Raw genomic sequence first — 18860 nt, 5'->3', positions numbered from 1 at the left:
GGTCCCATCCAACGGAGTGAATCGGAGGGATGATTAGAGGTTAGAAGTTAGAGATTAGAGGTTAGGGATCGAAGGGGCTTTTTTTGCATGAAGCGATGCCTCATTGGCGTAAAATCGTTACCTTTGCATCAAGCTTTTCTGTAGAAGATCGCCACGCATGGCGCGACGCTCGCACTACAGACTTCCTGATTACTACCTCATGGCTACATCCAAAGATAAACCAACGAAGAAACGCTCGACAGCGTCTCGCAAGCGTACGAACGCCTCTGGTCGAAAGGACGCAACACCCTCTCGCTCGGTGGGGAGTCGTATGCGCTCCTGGGCGCAGGACTTACAAAACAATGTCGCCGACAAGCGCTATGGCGAGCTGATCTCTTTTATCTTGGGTCTGATCCTCCTAGCCTTCGTCATATACATCTTGGTGGCTTGTGTCTCCTACCTTTTGGTGGGAGCGCGTGACCAAAGCATCGTCACGGCACTGACGCCCTGGGAGGCGCTGACGCAGAAGCTCCCGGAGGGTATAGACAGTTCTGTGGCAGAGATACAGAATGTGACCCGTGTGCATGGCGCTTATCTAGCGCACTGGCTCATGGATGGCTTCCTGGGCTTCGGTAGTTGGTTCCTGCTCAGCTTCTGCTTCGTCGGAGCCCTACGACTGATGCGCATCTCTAAGCGGGGCAGCATCATCAAGATAACGGTCTATGCGATCCTCCTCAGTCTATGGACAGCTCTCGCTGGGGCTGCGATACAGGATCTCCTCGGCATGCCTACCTTCTTCCGCTGGGGTGGTGCTTACGGCACGCTGTGGCTCGGCAACTTGTTGCCAGCCATTGGTTGGCTAGGTGTGGCACTGATCCTGCTTGTCTCGATTATCGTCCTCATCGTGGTGATACGCTATGAGTACCTTCAGTGGATGCGTCGCGCCATCGGTCTAGGCTGGGTCAAGCGTCCTAATCGTCGTCGCACGACCGACAGCTCTCTAGAGGGTGCCGATGAGGAGGAAGCCTCAGGTGAAGAGCCAACAGATACTGATGAAGCGGACCTCTCAGACAATCTAGATGGCGCATCAGACTCTACGGAAGATGAAGATGAGGAGGTTCCCCTGTCAGCTCCGAGCGTCTTGGCAGCACAGTCAGCGCCACGCGCTACATCGCAAGCCGCTCCAGCTGCACCGCAAGCACGTCGTGAGCCTGTCTCTACGCCAGCCGAAGAGAGTCTCGAGGGCGGTGTCACGGTAACCGTGGCGCAGGGCGATGCCGACTCGCAGGTTGCCGCCGTCATGCCTCAGGGCGACACCCGTCGTGGTGGCTATCAGATGCCTTCGCCAGACCTGCTGGCCGATGTAGACCAAACATCGCAGACCGTGGACCATACCGAGATCAAGGAGATCGAGCAGCTCATCGTCGAGAAGCTCAGCGACCTAGGTATCGCACTAGAGCCTGTCGAGGTGACCATCGGGCCGACCGTGACGCTCTATGAGTTCAAGCTAGACCCCAAGGTCAAGGTCAACCGCATTCGTAGCCTGGAGGACGATATAGCTATGAAGGTGGAGAGCATCGGCGGTATCCGTATCATTGCCCCGATGCCTGGACGTGGTACCATCGGCATTGAGGTGCCAAACCGCAATCCACGCACCGTCGGTATGAAGGCGCTGATCACCTCGCAGAAGTTTATCACGACAGATCTGAAGCTACCGATAGCCATCGGTCGAACGATCACCAACGATGTCTACCTCTTTGACCTCTCCAAGATGCCGCACCTCTTGATCGCCGGTGCTACGGGACAAGGTAAGAGTGTGGGCCTCAATGCGCTCATCACTTCACTCCTATATAATAAGCGTCCCGAGGAGCTTAAGCTAATCCTTATTGACCCGAAGATGCTAGAGTTTAGCATCTACGAGAGCATCGGACGGCACTTTCTGACAAAGCTCGAGGATGAGGAGAAGTATATCATCACCGACACAACCAAGGCGCTCCCCGTCCTAGAGTCGCTCTGCGTAGATATGGACGCTCGCTACGAACTATTGGCACGGGCCAAGGTGCGCAACATATCGGAGTACAACAAGCTCTTCCGTCAGGGGCACCTACGTGAGGAGGATGGCTACGTCTTCCTACCTTACTTGGTACTCATCGTCGATGAGTTTGCCGACCTGATCATGACGACGGGACGAGCCATTGAGAAGCCTATCGCACGTCTAGCGCAGAAAGCGCGTGCTGCTGGTATCCATATCGTCCTCGCGACACAGCGTCCGAGTACCGATGTGATCACAGGTCTGATCAAGGCAAACTTCCCGGCGCGTATTGCCTTCAAAGTCTCCTCGCAAGTGGACTCACGCACTATCCTTGACACCACAAGCGCCAAGGATCTCATCGGACGTGGCGATATGCTCATCAACGATGGCAAGGAGATGCGACGTATCCAGTGCGCCTTCATTGACACGCCCGAGACGGAGCGCATCGTGGAGCACATCTCACGTCAGCCCTATCCTACAGTGCCCTATCTGCTGCCTGAGCCTCCTGCCACGGAGGGCGCGGCTGGTGGAGCAGCATTTGGAGGCGGAGCTACGGAGCGCGACCCACTCTTTGAGGAGGTGGCACGCCATGTGGTACAGATGCAGCAAGGATCGACGAGCAATATCCAGCGACGCTTTAACATCGGCTACAACCGTGCTGGACGTGTCATGGATCAGCTCTATGAGTGTGGCATCGTGTCGGCACAGGATGGCAGCAAGCCTCGTCAAGTACTCATATCCGACGAGGAGACTCTCAATCGACTTCTAGACACCCTCTAACCGGTAATCCCAAACAGTATGAGACCAACTCTCACCCTATCATATCCCCGCTACAGCGCAGCGCTTGCGATGCGACTTTGTGGTTCTCTCTTAGCCCTGCTTCTCTGTAGCGCCCTTGCCATAGTGCCTCTGCAGGGACAGCGCAAAGCGGTCTTTGACCTCAACAAAGCACTCCAGCAGTTTGAGCAGCAGGTCAGCAAAGGGGTCGCAATCACCTTCACACTGAGCTCTCCAGGAGCTCAGCCAGAGGAGGGCTACACATGGCTCCAGGGACGTCGCTTCATGCTCAGCATGCCTGGCATGGAGGCAGCTTTCGATGGTACCACCCTACGGATCATCAATCAGAAGGAGCGCACCTACACCTTGATGACACCCTCCGAGCAAGACCTCACGGCGATGAATCCGCTGGCATATATCCAGAAAGCCTCGCAGCGCTACCGCATCACCGAGCGCAAGAGTCCTCGAGGCACGGTCATCTACCGATTTGTCGCCAAGAGCGGGTCTGGTCCTCTCGCAGGAGTCAAGTACTACGAGGTCACTTTCGACCAGCAGAGCCAGGCTCCCAAGAAGGTGGATCTCTACTTTGACCTAGGTGAGCAGGTCTCTTACACCATTCGTAAGATGCAGTCGAAGGTGCATGTTACGTCACAATCCTTTACCTTTGCACCGCAAGAATACAAATCGCTTGAGGTCGTAGACCTACGCTAAGCCTCTGGCGCTCCACATTATAAACTATGTACATACAGGTACTCAAATCCAAGATCCACCGCGTCCGGGTCACCCAGGCTAACCTCAACTACGTGGGTAGCATCACCATCGACCGCACCCTCATGGATGCCGTCGGCATCCTACCCGGCGAGCGTGTGCAGGTGGTCGACTGTAACAACGGCAATCGCCTCGACACCTACGTCATCGCTGGCGCGCCCGACAGCGGAGTCATCTGTCTCAATGGTCCGGCAGCCCGTCTCGTACAGCCTGACGACATCGTCATCGTCATGTCTTACGCCCTTATGGACTACGACGAGGCGCGCACCTTCCAGCCTAAGATTATCTTCCCCGATAGCGACACCAATCGACTATAAACCACTCACCATCTCACCAACATGTTTGAAAACCTCAGCGAACGCCTAGAGCGCTCATTCAAAATACTCAAAGGCCAAGGCCGCATCACCGAAATCAACGTCGCCGAAACGCTCAAAGACGTACGTCGTGCCCTACTTGATGCCGATGTCAACTACAACGTAGCTCGCGACTTCACCGATCAGGTCAAGGAGAAGGCTCTCGGCCAGAACGTTCTCACAGCGGTCAATCCGGGCCAGATGATGGTCAAGATCGTCCACGACGAGCTCGCCACGCTCATGGGTAGCGAGGCAGCACCCATCAACCTCAAGGGGAGCCCCGCCATCATCCTTATGTCAGGACTCCAGGGCTCTGGTAAGACCACCTTCTCAGGCAAGCTCGCCAACATGCTCAAGAAGCAGGAGCAGCGCAAGCCTCTCCTCGTAGCGTGTGACGTCTACCGTCCCGCTGCTATCCAGCAGCTACACGTGCTCGGAGAGCAGATCGGTGTACCCGTCTACAGCGAGCCCGAGAGCAAGGATCCCGTACAGATCGCTCGCAATGCGATCGCCCACGCTCAGCAGGAGGGACTAGACACGGTCATCATCGATACGGCCGGTCGTCTAGCGGTCGATGAGGAGATGATGAATGAGATCAGCAGTATCAAGGAGGCTATCCGCCCCGATGAGACCCTCTTCGTCGTTGACTCCATGACGGGTCAGGATGCGGTCAATACGGCAGCAGCCTTTGACAAGCGACTGGACTTCGACGGAGTGATCCTCACCAAGCTGGACGGTGACTCACGTGGTGGTGCTGCACTCTCTATACGCAGTGTCGTCAACAAGCCGATCAAGTTCGTCGGTACAGGCGAGAAGATGGAGGCGCTGCAAGTCTTCCACCCCTCCCGTATGGCAGACCGTATCCTCGGCATGGGTGATATCGTCTCCCTCGTCGAGCGTGCACAGCAGCAGTACGATGAGGAGGAGGCCAAACGCCTAGAGGCTAAGATCGCCAAGAACCAGTTTGACTTCGACGACTTTCTTGCTCAGATCGCTCAGATCAAGAAGATGGGTAACCTGAAGGACCTTGTCTCCATGATCCCTGGTGTCGGCAAGATGGTCAAGGATCTCGACATCAGCAACGACGCCTTCAAGGGCATCGAGGCGATCATCTACTCCATGACCCCCGAGGAGCGCGCTAAGCCTAGCCTCCTCGATGGCTCACGACGCAAGCGTATCGCCGACGGTAGTGGCACCTCCGTAGCCGAGGTCAATAGGCTCATCCAGCAGTTTGACCAGGTCAGCAAAGTGATGCGCAAGATGCAGGGCGGAGGTCTAGGTCGTGCACAGGCTAGGAAGCAAAAGAAAAACAGTAAGCGTCGCTAGTCTCATACTTCGCAAAACAGGCGACACGCACTAGAGGATTCTTGAGATATAGTTTAAGCCTCTCAAAAAGAGCAGCACTCTCCCCGTCAGTATGATGCGGAGGGTGTTGCTCCTTTTTTCCACGCCAAGATGCAATTAGGAGTGTAGCTCGCCCAGGAACGGTATGAGACTGTTGCATAAAGGCGAATCGCAGTGTTGCTTTCGGGATTCGGCTTCGGTCACATACGGAGGTATGCTCCCTTCAGACCTCACCCTCAGCGCCTTGCGCTTCATCCTTTCTGCAAAGTCTGGACAATCTTACAAGCAAGATTGTGAGACTGTTGACTTTTGCAACAGTCTCGGTAGGGGAGGGACTTTATCTCCAGTTTTTTATTTGTATCTTTGTGACGGCCTTCATGGCCGCTTCACTGACAATTCATTTTTCTAACTATAAAACCAGGAATAAGCTATGAGAAAATTCTCTCTACTCCTCCTTACACTCCTCTCAGGTCTCGTCATGATGGCACAGACGCCCAAGACAGACGGTGAGAGCAACGAGTTTACCATTATCAAGCAGCTCCCCATCACCTCTATCAAGGATCAGGCAAACAGTGGTACCTGCTGGTCTTACTCGACGACAGGCTTCCTCGAGTCTGAGATACTCCGCAAGGGTGGCCCCGAGGTAGATCTCTCCGATATGTTTGTCGTCAACCATACTTACCGTGACAAGGCTGAGAAGTACGTCCGTCTACATGGCAAGGGCAATCTGGCTCAGGGCGGTTCCTTCTACGATGTGCTCTACGTCTTCGACAACTACGGAGCAGTCCCCGAGGAGCTTATGACTGGGCTCAACTACGGCACAAAAAAGAACGCACACAGTGAGCTAGAGGCTGTCCTCAAGGGCATGCTCGACGCTGTCGTAGCGAATCACAACGGCCGTCTCTCCACTGCCTGGAAGAGTGCTTACGACAAGGTTGTAGACACCTATCTAGGCGAGCTGCCCAAGGAGTTTACCTACCAGGGCAAGCGCTACACGCCCAAGAGCTTTGCTGAGAGCCTCGGCATCAAGGCTAGTGACTATGTCTCACTGACGAGCTACACGCACCACCCCTTCTACACCGCCTTCCCGATCGAGATCGAGGACAACTGGCGCTGGACTAGCTCGTGGAATCTGCCCATCGACGAGCTCATGCAGGTCATCGACAACGCAATCGACAAGGGTTACCCGATCGCTTGGGGCGCTGACGTCAGCGAGGTAGGCTTCACACGTGACGGTATCGGCGTACTAGCAGACGTAGAGGCTATCGAGACGAAGGGCTCTGACCAGGCACGCTGGGTAGGTCTCAGCTACAACGACAAGGCGGCTGAGATCCGTCGTATGATCCATAGTGCTGACTGCCCCGAGATCGAGCCTACACAGGAGTTCCGTCAGGAGGGCTTTGACAACTTCACCCTCACCGATGACCACGGTATGGTCATGATCGGTAAGGCTCAGAACCAGAACGGTCGCCCCTTCTACATGATCAAGAACTCATGGGGTGAGAGCGGTAAGTACAAGGGTATCTGGTACGTATCTAGAAACTACGTAGCAGGCCGCACGATGAATATCGTCGTAAACCGTGATGCTATCCCCGCAGCTATCGCTAAGAAGCTCGGTCTGAAGTAATCACTCCCCGCTAGACAACTAGAGAGTCCCCACACCAGTCTTGAGAGGCTGCCGTGGGGACTCTTTTTAGTATTGACCTCTGCGACCAGGCTCTAGCCTGTTTCGCTGCAACAATATTCTTCGCCAGCTTTCGTTGTATTAGAGCCAGCCTTAGGGCGCCAACGGCATAAATTCGTCGGGCTGAAATTTGGCTGTTTCGAAATTTATTCCGACCTTTGGCAGGAAAGTAGTTATTGTTTTCTGTCGTAAGTGACAGTTGCTGGCAGGAACTATCTACTGTGTATTAGCTTTTTAAATCACTCAATATCGACAGACGCACATCATTTATCAATCAAGACTTTATGATAAGTAAGAGAAAGAGCTTTGTTGCCTTCGTGGGGCTTATCTTTGTGGCATGCACTCAGCTAGCAGCCCAAACGCCCCACAAGACTTCATCACCACCCCTTAGGAGGGTAGTACCGACGAGAGTTGTGACCTCTCGCGACTCCCTCAGTGGCAGAAACCTCCTAGCCGATGGCTATGGCATTATGACGGCAAGAGATGCCGAGACGCGTATATCCAATGCTGAGATGGAGCGCGCACTCGAGAGAGAGGCTCTCGAATACCCTGCAATAGATTTATATGGCGAAGACTCGTGGACTGACTGGGTAAACCCCTTTGCGGGAAAAAGTAGCCCACGTATCCCCGCTACATATGATATTGACTGCTCGGGATTCGTTATGCCTCTAGAGGGTACTATGCGTGTCACCTCCAACTATGGTTACCGTGCCCGCTATCGTCGCGAGCACAAGGGCATCGACCTGGCACTCCGCACAGGCGATGACGTACGAGCTGCCTTCGATGGTAAGGTACGCATCCGTGGCTACGAGCGTGGTGGCTACGGTAACTACATCGTCATACGTCACCCCAACGGCCTAGAGACTGTCTATGGACACATGAGTCGCTGCATAGCGCAGGAGGGACAGATCGTCAGAGCTGGTGAGGTCATCGGCAAGGGCGGTAGCACGGGCCGTAGCACTGGTCCGCACCTACACTTCGAGACCCGCTTCCTAGGCATCGACATCAACCCCGCACGCATCATTGACTTCGGCGTAGGCGCTCCACAGAGTGACTACTACACGTTTGTCGCTCCTAGGGGCTACAAGACCTATGCTTACGAGAATGGCAACGCTACGCCAGACGCTAAGTACAAGGCAAAAGCGAAGAGAAATCGCGCCTCTGCTTCGCATGCGCCACGGATATACCGCGTCAAGAAGGGGGACACCCTCTCAAGCATTGCTAAGAAGACCGGCATCTCCGTACGCCGACTCTGCAAGGCAAACAATATGTCCTCACGCGCTGTACTACGCCCAGGGCAGGCGCTAAAGTATTAGCTCGCATATGATTCCTTCAGAGCGGGAGCAACAAACCAATTCCCCTTTGAGCGGAAAATAGATAACTAGAATAAAGAGAGCAAGGTGTGTCTTCGGGTACACTTTGCTTTCGTTACGTTTGACCCATAGTGATGCAACTACGATCCACTACGCTCTACACTTTGCTCTTACTGCTACTCCCCCTGCTGGGATGGACGCAAGAGAGCTCACTCAATGTATCCAAGACACTCGAGCTACTCCAGCAGGCAGAGCAGCGAGGGGAGGCTCGCTACGGGGTCTCCGTATGGCGCATTGATCAAGCGGAGCCGCTCCTCAGCTACCACGCCACGGAGCGCTTTACGCCCGCCTCGGTGACCAAGATATTTTCCTCCGCCACGGCGCTCATAGCTCTAGGAGCTGACTATCAGTTTCCCACCGAGATCGGTTACCGAGGCTCCATCACAAGCAGTGGCGTGCTAGAGGGCGACCTCATCATCGTAGGGCATGGTGATCCCTCGCTCGAGTCGAAGCATTATCCACGTCGCAAGGGAATCTTTTACGATCAAGTCTACCTAGCACTGCAAAAGGCTGGCATCCGCCAGATACGAGGGCGCATCGTCGTCGATGCCTCGGCTTACTGCGCTGAGGGTTATCTAGATGCGTGGCCTCGTGAGGACTGGGGCCGGCGCTATGCTCCAGCGGTCTATGGGGTCAACCTCTGCGACAACATCATGCAGGTAGGCCTCTCCGCTCAGGATGTGGCAAAAGGGGCTACCGCACCTACCTACCTTCACCCCTCGACGCCGGGACATGCGTGGCAGATGGACGTACAGCTGGTCAAGCGTGGCAATCAGCTCGCTGTATCTGCAGATAGGGAGTCCCGCACCACCCGTCGCCTCTCGGGTCGCTTAGCACGAGGTAGCTCTAAGCGTCAAGTCATCGCCTGCGACCTGAGCAACCCCGCCATGGCGCTTGCTCTGCAACTGGCTGAGCACCTCAAGAAGCGTGGCATAGAGCTCTCCGACTGCCAGTGCGTCGCTTACTATGACCGGACTGCTCCTGTACTCACCACACTCCTAGACATCTACCTGAGCCCTCATCTGAGCGAGCTGATACGTACCTGCAACTTTCACAGTGTCAACCTCTACGCAGAGGCTCTCCTGCGTAGTATAGGCAATCACTTTGGGATGATGCAGCAGGGCGGATGCATCTCAACGAGTCAAGCACTGAGACAGGAGATGAACTACTGGCGAGAAACCTGTGCCCTCCCCGCTGATCAGCTGGAGCTCTACGACGGCTCTGGACTAGCGCCCCGCAGCAAGCTATCGCCCTATGCCCTGACGGCCGCACTGCGACAGGTCTACCAGTTGCCACTGCCCACCTCAGACCCTTTCATCCTCTCCTTACCACAAGTAGGACGCCAAGGCACGGTGCGCCACCTGATGCCTGCATCGAAGATCACCGCTTACTTCAAGAGTGGCTCCATACGAGGCGTGCAAAACTATGCCGGCTACGTCAGCTACAACGGCCACACCTACTGTGTCTCTCTCCTGGCCAACAATATGCGTAATCGCTACACCACGCGTGGTACCATGCGGCAGGTGCTAGAGACGCTCTTTCCCGCAGCTTCAGCACCAAGCACAGCTAAGCCTTAGCGCTTCGGTGCGCTCACCCCTCTAATCACTAATTTCGTTACCTTTGCATAGTCTCCGCTAATAGATATGCCCTATGCGACGTCCTAACTTATTAATTCATATTGGTCTGATGATACTGGCTTCGGTCATCATCGTCCTCCTAGCGCTCCTCTGGATGAACCTCTTCACGCGCCACGGCTCGTCGGTCGAGATACCTGACATCTATGGTCTGCCAGAGAGCGAGGCGGAGGAGCTCCTGGACAAAGCCCATCTGCGCTACGAGATCATCGACTCGGTCTACACGACAGAAGTGCCCAAGGGGGCCGTCTACGACTTAACCCCCAAGGCGGGTAGCCGTGTCAAAGCGGGACGTATCATCTTCATCACGCTCAACGCTTCCTACCCTCGCAACGGTATCATCCCATCGCTCATTGACGTCTCCGAGCGACAGGCACGAGCTCGTCTCGTCAGCCTGGGCTTCGAAAACATCACCCCCAGCTACGTCGCGGGATCCTTTGACGATCTGGTCATGGGCATACAGCTTCCCTCTGGCCAAGCGTTAGCACCAGGTACGCGCGTACCGCTCTCCACACCACTCATACTACTAGTCTCTGTTGCGACCAGTGACAGCATACCGCATGGCGCTCTACAGCCTTACGACTCGATCATGGGATCGGGAGAATACCCTCTCCCCAGCGACTCGACCTCACATACTTCAGAGCCCAACGAGGATGAGTCCTGGATGTAATCCTGACAAAGAGCCACTCCCCCTCGAGGAGCAGGAGCTCGAGGCGGACCTCATAGCTGCCGACGAGGAGGATCAGTGGGTCGCCGGAGCGCACGGCGAGGAGCTCTACGAGCATTACCGCGTACGGGTGGACCCAGGGCAGACTCCCCTGCGCATTGACCGCTTCCTGGTGGATCGTATGCCACATACTTCGCGTCACCGCATACAGCTAGCGGCTAAGGCGGGACTCATATGGGTGGACGGCGAGCCGGTCAAGAACAACTACAAGGTCAAGCCCCTGGAGACCATCACCATGATGCTGGCTCACCCGAAGCAGGACTGGTCGATCACTCCTGAGGATATACCGCTCGACATAGTCTATGAGGATGATCAGCTACTGGTGGTCAATAAGCCCGCAGGCATGGTCGTACACCCTGGCCATGGCAACTACAGTGGTACACTCGTCCACGCGCTCGCCTACTACTTACGTAACGACCCGCTCTACGATCCCAACGACGCCTCTGTGGGACTGGTACACCGCATTGACAAAGACACCAGTGGACTCCTCCTCGTGGCAAAGCGCACGGAGGCTAAGATACGACTGGCGAGACAATTCTTTCTCAAGACCACGGGACGTCGCTACCAAGCCCTTGTCTGGGGCAAGCTGGACCAGCCGCAAGGCACGATCGAGGGCAATATAGCTCGTGACCCTCGCGACCGTACCCGTATGACGGTCTACCCGCCGACGAGTGAGATAGGCAAACCTGCCGTGACGCACTACACAGAGCTAGAGAGACTAGGCTTCGTGACGCTCATAGCGTGTGAACTGGAGACGGGACGCACGCATCAGATACGTGCTCACATGAAGTCTATCGACCACCCGCTCTTTGGCGATGAGCGCTATGGTGGTGACCAGATCCTCTGGGGACAGCGCACCAGCTCCTATCAGCAGTTTGTCAATAACTGTCTCAAGATCTGCCCTCGCCAGGCATTGCACGCTGAGACCCTCGCCTTCGACCACCCCACGACGGGGGAGCGGATGCACTTCTCAGCACCTCTCCCAGACGATATGAGCCAGCTCATAGAGAAGTGGAGACGCTATGTGGCACCCCTCGAACTCTCTAAATAAGAACCATTGCAATATCCCATCATACCTTATGGACAAACCCAACATTGCGATCATCTGTGGCGGATACTCTGGCGAGGCAGAGGTCTCGCAGCGCAGCGCCCAGACGATCCTCAAGCAGATTGATCAGAGCCTCTTCACGCCTTACCTAGTCACCATCACCGCCGATGCGTGGCGCGTGACCGACGCCACAGGTCGTGAGGGAACGATAGATCGCGCACTAGTCGCACGCTTTGGCGCAGAGGAGGTCACCTTTGCAGTAGCTTACATTACGATCCACGGCACCCCTGGAGAGAATGGTCTCCTGCAGGGTTACCTCGATATGCTCGGCATCCCCTACACGACGGGAGGGGTGCTCTGCGAAGCTTTGACCTTCAATAAGGAGGCGTGCAACGCTTACCTAGCGCATCACGGCGTGCGCATCGCTCGCTCGCAGCGTCTCCGCAATCAGACGAAGGAGCTTTCGCCCGAAGAGCAGCAGCAGATCGAGTCTACGCTACGTCTGCCGCTCTTTGTCAAGCCTAATACGGGAGGTTCCAGCATCGCTACGACACGCATTGAGCAGTGGAGTCAGCTCGCCACAGCGGTGGCGGATGCTTACACGGCTGCTCCCGATGTGCTCGTTGAGGAGTGTATCGTTGGCACCGAGGTGACCTGCGGTTGCGTGATCCTCCCCGACGAAGCTTTTGCACTGCCTGTCACGGAGGTGGTGGCGCACGATACTTTCTTCGACTATGACGCTAAGTACTATGGCAAGAGCGACGAGATAACGCCCGCACGCATCTCGCCTGAGCTGACGCAGCGGGTACAGGAGACGTCGCTGACGATCGCCCACCTACTAGACTGCTACGGCTTCGTACGCATAGACTTCATCATCGAGGCGGACGGTATCCCCACATTGCTGGAGGTCAATACGACCCCAGGCATGACGGAGGCGAGCTTCATACCTCAGCAGGTTCGCGCAGCTGGACTACAGCTGAGCGATCTCATCACACGTATCATCAAGAGCAAACTATCATGACCACACATACTGCCCCACAGCCCTACGAGTACGACTCCATACGTCCCTACCTCGATGAGGAAGTACCTGCTGTCGTCGCACAGCTGGCCGACCAACCTGAGCTACGTCACGTCCTATCGGCGCTGCTCTCAGAGGAGGAGACGAAGACGCTACTCCAGCAACTGAAAGGTATCCATAGCGTTGACGACTTTAAGCAGCAGATATCTTATCCTCTTGTACTGCGATTGGCTAAGGAGACCACTTTCTCCGTATCGCTCAGCGGTGCTAGTCGACTAGGCGGTGACTTGCCGACGACCTTCATCACAAACCATCGGGATATCATCCTGGACTCGGCCTTCCTGAACTTAGTCATGCGGGAGCGCAACTACTTGATGCCTCGCATTGCGATCGGTGACAACCTCTTCGGCAGACCGTGGATCGAGGCAGTGGTCAAGCTCAACGACTCTTTTGTCGTGCGTCGCTCGCTACCGATCCGACAGATGCTTCTGGCGGCTCAGGCGCTCTCCGCTTTTATCGACCGGAGCATACAGCAGGACCACAAGTCGGTCTGGATCGCCCAGCGTGAAGGTCGCGCTAAGGATAATAGCGACAAAACACAGCCGAGCGTCCTCAAGATGATCGCCTCCTCGCAAAGCAGCGACCCGCTGACCCAGCTGATGCGTGTCAACATCGCCCCCACAACTATTAGCTATGAGTACGATCCTTGCGATATCCTCAAGGCTTGCGAGCTACTCTGGCGCAAGCATCACCCCGAGGAGCAGTATGTCAAGGGTCCCGAGGAGGACTTGATCAATATGAAGACGGGACTACTAGGCTACAAGGGCCGAGTGCACTTTGCCGTCGGCAAGCGGCTCAACGAGTTGATCACGCCTGAGCTAGAGGCTGAGCTACGTGCCTTGCCGAAGCAAGAACTCTACCCACGGCTGGCTGAGATCATAGACACGGAGCTGCATAGCAACTACCGCTTCTATCCGATCAACTACATCGCCTACGACCTCCTCCACCCGCACAAAGCTCATCCGAAGGAGCTCTACAGCGAGGCTGACAAGGGGAAAGCGCTCCGCTACATTGAGGAGCAGATAGCCAAAGCACCGACCGACGCTTACAGCTCCGATGAACTGCGCACGCAGCTCCTCCAGATGTACGCCCAGCCGCTCTGCAACGCCTAGATGGGTAGCCCGCTAGAACGTACGGATAGCTTCTATTGGAAGACTTGGGTTAGGAGGCTATGACGCGTGACAGGTATAAACCTATCCCAAGGGCTAGCAGTCCGATCAGCACGCTACCAGCGATGTAGAGGAGGGCTAAGCCGTAAGCGCCCTCGCGAAACATGGTGTAGCTCTCGGCCGTAAAGGTCGAGAAGGTGGTGAACCCGCCACAAAAGCCTGTGATAAAGAGCAGTCGCAGAGGTGTCGTCTCGCTACACAAGCCGATGAGTAGCCCGATGAGGAAGCACCCCACGAGGTTGACCACGAGCGTCGCCAATGGTATAGAGCCCGTATAGTGACGTGCTAGCAGGAGAGCCGTAAAGTAGCGCAGGGCACTCCCGAGAGCACCACCGAGCGCAACGAGAAGAAGCTGTCTGAGCATGGTTTCTTATCTAAGTTGAGTCTGCCGCTTGGTCCTCTAAGTCTGGAGATCGGTTCCTTTTGCCACTGGCATAAGGGGACTCTCTAGAGGTAAGCAACTAAAAAAGGTAGTACCCTCTCTAGACGGGAGAGTACTACCTATTTTGTTTACGGGATGAGACATCCGCTCTGGCTAGTCGCTCAGCTTAGCGCCTATAAACTGACGGTTGAGGCGTGCGATGTGGCTGATGGAGACGCTCTTGGGGCACTCCATCTCGCAGGCACGTGTGTTCGTACAGTTGCCGAAGCCTAGCTCGTCCATCTTAGCGATCATCGCCTTAGCACGCTTGTGCGCCTCAGCACGGCCCTGTGGTAGCAGAGCTAGCTGGCTCACCTTAGCCGATACGAAGAGCATGGCAGAACCATTCTTGCAGGCAGCAGCGCAAGCGCCACAACCGATACAAGAGGCAGCGTCCATTGCTTCGTCAGCCTTGTGCTTGGGGATGGGGATCGAGTTAGCATCAGGCACACCTCCCGTATTGACCGATACATAGCCACCAGCCTGTATGATCTTGTCATAAGCCGAGCGGTCGACCATCAGGTCACGAATGATCGGGAAGCCTGCAGATCTCCAAGGCTCGACAGTGATCGTGTCACCATCCTTGAAGGTGCGCATGTGCAGCTGACAAGTGGTGATGGCACTGATAGGACCATGGGGGTGTCCATTGACATACATAGAGCACATACCGCAGATACCCTCACGACAGTCGTGGTCGTAGATAACGGGCTCCTTGTCCTCGGCAATGAGCTGCTCGTTGAGTATATCGATCATCTCAAGAAAAGAAGCGCTCTGAGGCACATCCTTGAGTGCATAGGTCTCAAAGTGTCCCTTCTCGCGGGGACCTCTCTGACGCCATACCTTGACTTTGATATTTATATTGTGATCCATTGCTATGATTATCTACAGGGTTGCTTAGTTCTTATAGTTACGCTGGAGACGCTCGGTGAATTCGTATACCAGTGGCTCCTTGTGCATGATGGGGTCTTGACCCTCGCCTTGGTACTCCCAGCAGGAGACGTAAGCAAAGTTCTCATCGTCACGCTTTGCCTCACCCTCCTCGGTCTGATGCTCTATGCGGAAGTGTCCACCACAGCTCTCCTCACGGTCGAGGGCATCGTGTGCCATGAGCTCGCCGATCTCTAGGAAGTCTGCTAGACGCAGTGCCTTCTCTAGCTCGATGTTGAGGTCGTCGACCTTACCTGGTAGGTGGAGGTCACTCCAGAAGACCTTGCGTAGCGCCTTGATCTTCTCGATACCTGTCTGTAGGCCCTCCTTAGAGCGTGCCATACCGACATACTCCCACATGATATGTCCTAGCTCCTTGTGGATGCTATCGACCGAGCGCTTACCGTGCATAGAGGCGATACGCTGGATGCGCTCCTTGAGCGCCTTCTCAGCCTCGTCAAACTCTTTGTGGTCGACGCTAAAGTGCGGTACCTGAATCTGATCCGAGAGATAGTTCTGTATCGTGTAGGGCAGGATGAAGTAACCATCAGCAAGACCCTGCATGAGGGCAGAAGCACCGAGACGGTTAGCACCGTGGTCGGAGAAGTTTGACTCACCGATCGCAAAGAGCCCAGGGATCGTCGTCTGTAGCTCATAGTCTACCCATAGTCCACCCATCGTGTAGTGTATAGCGGGGTAGATCATCATTGGGGTCTCGTAGGGATTGTCGGCAGTGATCTGCTCGTACATCTGGAAGAGGTTACCGTACTTGTCCGCAACGACATCACGTCCCATACGCTCGATGGCGTACTTAAAGTCTAGGAAGACGGCAAGACCCGTATTGTTTACCCCAAAGCCCGCATCGCAGCGCTCTTTGGCTGCACGGCTAGCGACGTCACGAGGTACTAGATTGCCGAAGGCTGGGTAGCGACGCTCGAGGTAGAAGTCACGATCCTCCTCAGGGATGTCGTTTGCCTTCTTGGTGCCAGCCTGTAGCGCCTTAGCATCCTCCAGCTTCTTGGGTACCCAGATACGACCGTCGTTACGGAGAGACTCTGACATAAGCGTTAGCTTAGACTGGAAGTCGCCATGCTCAGGGATACAGGTCGGGTGGATCTGCGCCATACAAGGATTGCCAAAGTAAGCACCCTTCTTGTAGCACTGCCAAGCGGCTGATCCGTTGGAAGCGATAGCGTTTGTCGTGAGGTAGAAGGCGTTGCCGTAACCGCCCGTAGCGATCACTACGGCGTGAGCTGCAAAGCGCTCGATGGCACCCGTGACTAGGTTGCGCGCTATGATACCTCTCGCACGACCGTCGATGATGACTAGGTCGAGCATCTCGTGACGTGTGTAGAGCTTGACGCTACCCTTGTGAACCTGACGGCTCAGCGCTGAGTAAGCACCGAGGAGTAGCTGCTGTCCCGTCTGACCACGAGCGTAGAATGTACGGGATACCTGTGCACCACCGAAGGAGCGGTTGTCTAGTAGGCCACCGTACTCACGTGCGAAGGGTACGCCCTGAGCGACACACTGGTCGATGATTGCGTTAGATACCTCTGCGAGGCGGTATACGTTTGCCTCACGAGCGCGGTAGTCGCCACCCTTGATGGTGTCGTAGTAGAGACGGTAGATGGAGTCGCCGTCGTTCTGATAGTTCTTTGCAGCATTGACACCACCCTGCGCTGCGATAGAGTGTGCACGTCGAGGAGAGTCCTGGATGCAGAAGTTCAGTACGTTGAAGCCTAGCTCTCCTAGAGAAGCTGCAGCCGAGGCGCCCGCTAGTCCTGTACCAACGACGATGACATCGAGGAGACGCTTGTTGGCGGGGTTGACCAGCTTCTGATGATTCTTATAGTTAGTCCACTTCTCAGCTAAAGCACCAGCTGGGATTTTGGCATTTATTTCGCTCATATCTCTGATAGTTAAGATAGTTCGTAGATTAGATGATAGGAAGAGAAGCTACAGTAGCCTCAGCGTAGGGGACAGCCTCATTAAGGCTCTCCGGACCTGAGTAGATGAAGCCAAAGTAAACGACTACAACGGCAAAGATGAGTACCAGCAGTGTGGCGACGATGTAGCTGATGACATGTAGGCGGTTGAACCACTTCTTATTGTTCCACCCGAGCGTCTGGAAGGCGCTCCAGAATCCGTGCGTGAGGTGAAACCAGATAGCTACGAGCCATACGAGGTATAGGATGGAGACCCATACATTGCTAAAGGTCTGCACGACGAGCTGGTAGCCCTCGGCACTCTCACCTCCCGTCCACTCTTGTAGCTGCATCTTGCTCCAGAAGTGCGTCAAGTGGAAGACCAGTAGCCCCAATACGATGATACCTAGGACAAACATATTCTTGCTCGCCCAGTCTATCTTGGCGCGTGTGAAGATGGCGTAGCGATCATTGCCACGTGCCTTACGGTTGAGCAGTGTCAGCCATATGGCGTAGATGATGTGTACGATGAAGCCCAGCGCTAGGACAGGTACCATGATCTGTACCAATATGTTGGTACCCATGACGTGACAAGCTTGATTGTACAGCTCCGTAGGGAACTCGCTATTTGCATTGATCGCATCGTAGACGGCTAGTAGGTTGATACTGCCATGTAGCAATAGGAAGATAATCAGGAAGAGTCCTGAGAGACTCATGATGAACTTTCTCCCGATTGATGATTTAAAGATCCACATATTTGTTCGTTTGGTTACTTGAGTGATGTTATCAGTTACTGTTGGTCTGTCTTGGCATAGCAAAGAGCTGTATAAGGTAGCGGGCTTCTCAGAGCGCTCTACCTATCTATTGCGATGCAAGACATCTCCTTTGCTCCACAAAGATACAAAATACCTACTATTAACTACTATAATGTCGTCTTAATTTCAGGAAAGGAGGGTTTGAGTATCACTACAGAGAGGCTACGGATCCTCCCTGATTTGGTCTTCTTTCCGAGAAATTGAATTTCTGCCTAGGAATTTGCCAAATAGCTACGTAGGAATTGGCCCAATTCCTACGTAGGAAAGAAAAAATTCTTCGGAGGAATCAAATGAAACTTCGGAGGAATCAAATCATAAGTCCGAAGAATTTGACTATTTCCTAGGTAGGAAATCAGAAATATCTACGGAGGGATTTGGGCAATTCCTAGGTAGGAATTGGAATGAACTCATTTATAATATAATGCAGCCTGGTCGGGGGGATCAGGGCTGACGCATTATAATTCCATTTCGAAGATTTCCTCTGGAGTCATTCGTGAGAGCTTTTTCCTCAGGCGTAGCGTTGATGTGGCTTTGAGCTTGTCTTTAAGCCGTTGAATGATAGTCAGGTTTATCTTGTTTATAATGTTCATGTTCTGAGCTGCGTTGCGGGCTCTCTTGGTAGAGTAGTCCTCTCTAAAAAGCATATCCAGCATATAGTGTAGCTTGTTTTCCACAGCCCAATGTTCACGTATCAACTTGAAGACCTCCGCTCCGTCTGTCAGGCTAGAGATATAGAAGGTGGTTTCGCTGCTGGACTTATCTGTCTTCTTGTCCGTCCGTACTCTTGTCATCATATGGATACT

Annotated in this window: 16 protein-coding genes; 11 read left to right on the top strand and 5 right to left on the bottom strand. The window is 54.6% G+C overall.

Annotated features, from left to right (window positions below):
- Positions 1–199: 199 nt before the first annotated feature.
- From L215_RS0107760 to L215_RS0107710, 11 genes are all read left to right on the top strand, one after another.
- On the top strand, positions 200–2791 hold the full coding sequence (locus L215_RS0107760; RefSeq protein WP_027451597.1) for an FtsK/SpoIIIE family DNA translocase: 2592 nt from the start codon (positions 200–202) through the stop codon (positions 2789–2791).
- Positions 2792–2809: 18 nt separating this feature from the next.
- Positions 2810–3499 (top strand): LolA family protein, encoded by a 690-nt coding sequence (locus tag L215_RS0107755; protein ID WP_025883998.1) that lies wholly within the window; start codon positions 2810–2812, stop codon positions 3497–3499.
- Between the two features lie 26 nt (positions 3500–3525).
- A complete protein-coding gene (gene panD, locus L215_RS0107750) occupies positions 3526–3873 on the top strand; it encodes an aspartate 1-decarboxylase (RefSeq protein ID WP_025883999.1) in 348 nt (115 codons plus the stop codon).
- 21 nt (positions 3874–3894) lie between these two features.
- Entirely contained in the window at positions 3895–5235 is a 1341-nt protein-coding gene (ffh, locus tag L215_RS0107745; protein WP_027451596.1) for a signal recognition particle protein, read from the top strand.
- A 448-nt stretch (positions 5236–5683) separates the two neighbouring features.
- The gene (locus tag L215_RS0107740) at positions 5684–6880 is read left to right on the top strand and encodes a C1 family peptidase (protein WP_027451595.1); all 1197 of its coding nucleotides are present in this window, start codon (positions 5684–5686) and stop codon (positions 6878–6880) included.
- A gap of 341 nt (positions 6881–7221) precedes the next feature.
- On the top strand, positions 7222–8253 hold the full coding sequence (locus L215_RS0107735; RefSeq protein ID WP_027451594.1) for a M23 family metallopeptidase: 1032 nt from the start codon (positions 7222–7224) through the stop codon (positions 8251–8253).
- Between the two features lie 131 nt (positions 8254–8384).
- Positions 8385–9887: a D-alanyl-D-alanine carboxypeptidase/D-alanyl-D-alanine endopeptidase gene (gene dacB, locus L215_RS0107730; RefSeq protein WP_027451593.1), complete on the top strand. Its 1503-nt coding sequence runs from the start codon at positions 8385–8387 to the stop codon at positions 9885–9887.
- Between the two features lie 73 nt (positions 9888–9960).
- Positions 9961–10614 carry a PASTA domain-containing protein gene (locus L215_RS0107725; RefSeq protein ID WP_025884001.1) on the top strand — a complete coding sequence of 218 codons (654 nt, stop codon included), beginning with the start codon at positions 9961–9963 and terminating at the stop codon, positions 10612–10614.
- The gene (locus L215_RS0107720) at positions 10598–11722 is read left to right on the top strand and encodes an RluA family pseudouridine synthase (protein ID WP_025884002.1); all 1125 of its coding nucleotides are present in this window, start codon (positions 10598–10600) and stop codon (positions 11720–11722) included. The genes L215_RS0107725 and L215_RS0107720 overlap by 17 nt, the downstream gene beginning before the upstream one ends.
- A 28-nt stretch (positions 11723–11750) precedes the next feature.
- Positions 11751–12740, top strand: coding sequence for a D-alanine--D-alanine ligase family protein (locus L215_RS0107715; RefSeq protein ID WP_025884004.1), 990 nt, complete (start codon positions 11751–11753; stop codon positions 12738–12740).
- Positions 12737–13909 carry a hypothetical protein gene (locus tag L215_RS0107710; protein ID WP_025884006.1) on the top strand — a complete coding sequence of 391 codons (1173 nt, stop codon included), beginning with the start codon at positions 12737–12739 and terminating at the stop codon, positions 13907–13909. The genes L215_RS0107715 and L215_RS0107710 overlap by 4 nt, the downstream gene beginning before the upstream one ends.
- Positions 13910–13958: 49 nt before the next feature.
- Here L215_RS0107710 and crcB read toward each other — a convergent pair whose 3' ends face one another.
- From crcB to L215_RS0107685, 5 genes are all read right to left on the bottom strand, one after another.
- Complete coding sequence (crcB, locus tag L215_RS0107705) at positions 13959–14330, bottom strand: fluoride efflux transporter CrcB (RefSeq protein ID WP_025884009.1); 372 nt, start codon at positions 14328–14330, stop codon at positions 13959–13961.
- Positions 14331–14501: 171 nt separating this feature from the next.
- Positions 14502–15257, bottom strand: coding sequence for a succinate dehydrogenase/fumarate reductase iron-sulfur subunit (locus L215_RS0107700; RefSeq protein WP_025884010.1), 756 nt, complete (start codon positions 15255–15257; stop codon positions 14502–14504).
- A 24-nt stretch (positions 15258–15281) separates the two neighbouring features.
- A complete protein-coding gene (locus L215_RS0107695) occupies positions 15282–17225 on the bottom strand; it encodes a fumarate reductase/succinate dehydrogenase flavoprotein subunit (RefSeq protein ID WP_027451592.1) in 1944 nt (647 codons plus the stop codon).
- A gap of 28 nt (positions 17226–17253) precedes the next feature.
- A complete protein-coding gene (locus L215_RS0107690; RefSeq protein WP_025884011.1) occupies positions 17254–17997 on the bottom strand; it encodes a succinate dehydrogenase cytochrome b subunit in 744 nt (247 codons plus the stop codon).
- A 515-nt stretch (positions 17998–18512) separates the two neighbouring features.
- Positions 18513–18860 (bottom strand): ISAs1 family transposase (locus L215_RS0107685; RefSeq protein ID WP_027451591.1); only part of this gene is annotated, 348 nt, incomplete at its 5' end.

This window comes from Porphyromonas uenonis DSM 23387 = JCM 13868 (assembly GCF_000482365.1).
GTDB classification, from domain to species: Bacteria; Bacteroidota; Bacteroidia; order Bacteroidales; family Porphyromonadaceae; genus Porphyromonas; species Porphyromonas uenonis.
This window is presented reverse-complemented; position numbering and strand designations above follow the sequence as displayed.